This window comes from Novipirellula sp., assembly GCF_041583735.1.
In the GTDB taxonomy this organism is placed as follows: domain Bacteria; phylum Planctomycetota; class Planctomycetia; order Pirellulales; family Pirellulaceae; genus Novipirellula.
Genome location: NZ_JBFHFD010000913.1, coordinates 1 through 2,570, shown reverse-complemented (window position 1 = coordinate 2,570; position 2,570 = coordinate 1). Strand labels below are relative to the sequence as shown.

Genomic DNA, 2,570 nt, shown 5'->3' with positions numbered 1-2,570 from the left:
GGCGATTTTGAGCGACTTCGGTTTTTTGGATGCGCGGATCGATGGGCCCGATGACTGCGGGGAACAATGACATGCACGGGAGCACGGCTTGCAGCTTTTCTCACAATGGACAGTCAACCTTCCGTGCCCCGTGATGTCTGCGGTTATTGTGCTCAGGAATCCACGGATGGCAATTTTTCGATCTCTGGTACCTTGGCTCATTGCTATTTGCGCGTCTGGTTGCGTATCGTCCCCCATCAGCAATGTCGGGCCGGTGCGCCAGTCGGTTACGTCAATCACAATTTCTGGCGAACGCAATCTGTCAAACGCACGGGTTCAAGTTACCGATCCCAACGAGATTGAGAAGATGATCGGTCTGATTCGAAAAGTCCGTCGTGGCTTCATGTATGGCCGCGTGAACTTTGACATGGAAAATGCAAAGGTACTTCGAATTCGAATTGCACGCGAAAACGGGCCGACCGACGTCACGATGGTCAGCGGCATGATGCCAGTACCGGGAAACGAAGACGGATTGTTCTACGATCCTGGGAGCGAGGCTCAGTCCGAATTGTGGGATCTCGCACTTGCACGACTGGAAGCAGGAAACGCACAGTAATAATGGTGTGCACCCGAGTGGCGGATCGGGTGGAATTGCAATGGAGAGTCAGTTGGCCGCCACCGGGTGACACCTACCGTTCTGCCACTGAAATGAGCCTTCACTCGCCAATCGGATCGCATCCGACGTACGAAGAATACCAAGTCGATTCGACGATCGTCTCGATCCGGATTCCGACAGATGGTGCGCGATACCAGTGGATCACGAAGGGCAACGCGATGTTCGATGACGCATGGCGATTGAGACGCGATGTGATTGCTGCGGCTGAGAAGCACTCTCGCGCGGCGCACACCAAATTCTGGTCGCGTATTGACGATCGACCGTCACAAACTCAAGTGTTTGACATTCGTGGAATCTGGATTGACCCAAAGAGCAAGCGAGTGACATACGATGTGTACGATGTCTTCACTGACTCAACTGCAAATGATGGCGGAGTCGCGTTACCTGACGAATACGCAATTGATGTTGAACTCGACTCTACAGGTTCGATTAGCGTGTTAGAATGACAGACGCTTGGATTGAACGTCGTAGGCATGCCCAAAAAAGGCAGAACCAAGGGTTGTTACGGAGTCGGGCCTGCGAGCGTTTAGCAATTGAAAATCAATCGTTCCGGCCCGCAAAACCCAAACGTTCTGCATACAAGGCAAATCAAATGTCAGATCGCGGAACACCCGTGGCAATTCGCGTCGTCAATGTGGACAAGGAAGTCGCTATCATCAAACTGCTCCGCGTAGCATCGAATGCCACCGTATCCGGCATCCGGGAGGCGCTGACGCGACAAACTCCCATCTCGCTTGGTTCGGTTTTTGCGCTCGACCACGACGAGATCGAACAGACTATCTTGGCATTGCTCAGTCAACTTGACGAACTCGGCAGCACCTACGAAATCATCGTTGATGGCAAACCTGAGTCGCGCCAGTACTTTAGCAACATCCTGCAACGATGGCGGGAGATCGGCCTACAGACACAAATGATGACCAATCTCGAAATTGGCGAACCGGATATTGAAACGCTAGAATGGTTGCAGCGTGAATCGCCGGGCGACGTGTTTCGTGACACGTTGGAGCAAGTCATTCGTGGTGATGGCTACAATGTCAACACCGAAACGCTCGCCTGGGCGAAACATCAACTCGGAAATGCAGAACCATGAAATGCAGAACCATGAAATGCACGCGAGGACGGGAGTCGCGGATTCTGGTCTGCTTGCGAGTCGTCCGCCCGTCCCGCGTGATTTCTACCGTTCTGCGGCAAGGCCAATCCCCAATCCTATGAGGCACCAACTGAGTAATTTTGGATCCCAACTTTGGAACTGCGAACACGCATTTTCCAATCTTTGCCCGAAACGGTGGTCCGAGCTAACTCCGACCGACAAACCCGGCGTCCGATTCTGTGATGCGTGCTCTGAGAACGTGACATACTGCACGACTCCTGATGAGTTTGTGCAACTTGGGAATTCTGGACGATGCGTTGCTGTTCCGGATCAACACACTCCCGATTACCTTGAGCGCATGCTGATGGGGAAACCATCGGCAAATGCGATGAAATCCTATCGCGAGCGCCAACAGCGGACGGCGAACTGGTGGCACGACGTTATTGAATTGGGACCGGGATTTGGCGACGACATGCTCGCTGAGATTTCGCGTCTCTCACGGATGCAACTATTGGGCGACAAAGGTCTCTCTGACGATCATCGCGATTACCTCGTTCGATTAAAGGATGCGATTTCTGAGGGTCCTGAATCGCTCTATCGTCACGTGCGAGTCAAACCTAATGGTAAACGGGACAGCCAACATAACATCTTTCGTGTGCTACGATACCACTTTGATTTAACGTATCGCGAGTGCAAAGAACTGGCGGATCGGGTTGACGCATCCGATACGCAATAGCCGCAGAACAACGGCATGAACGCGGAGCCGCCGACCGCGCGTTTTCAAATGGAGCATCAACCCCGGCGGCCCGGTTATGCCAGACGTTC

General features: G+C 53.1%; 4 protein-coding genes. All 4 read left to right on the top strand.

Translation table 11 applies throughout. The features are described 5' to 3' along the window. Positions 1-346 precede the first annotated feature (346 nt). The 4 genes from ABX962_RS34495 to ABX962_RS34480 all read left to right on the top strand — a co-directional run bounded on the left by ABX962_RS34495 (position 347) and on the right by ABX962_RS34480 (position 2,481). A complete protein-coding gene (locus tag ABX962_RS34495; protein ID WP_372726194.1) occupies positions 347-595 on the top strand; it encodes a hypothetical protein in 249 nt (82 codons plus the stop codon). Between the two features lie 92 nt (positions 596-687). Then, complete coding sequence (locus tag ABX962_RS34490; protein WP_372726193.1) at positions 688-1,101, top strand: hypothetical protein; 414 nt, start codon at positions 688-690, stop codon at positions 1,099-1,101. Between the two features lie 146 nt (positions 1,102-1,247). Beyond that, positions 1,248-1,745, top strand: a complete 498-nt coding sequence (locus tag ABX962_RS34485; RefSeq protein WP_372726192.1) for a hypothetical protein — start codon at positions 1,248-1,250, stop codon at positions 1,743-1,745. A gap of 388 nt (positions 1,746-2,133) precedes the next feature. Further along, entirely contained in the window at positions 2,134-2,481 is a 348-nt protein-coding gene (locus ABX962_RS34480) for a hypothetical protein (protein ID WP_372726191.1), read from the top strand. Positions 2,482-2,570: the final 89 nt, after the last annotated feature.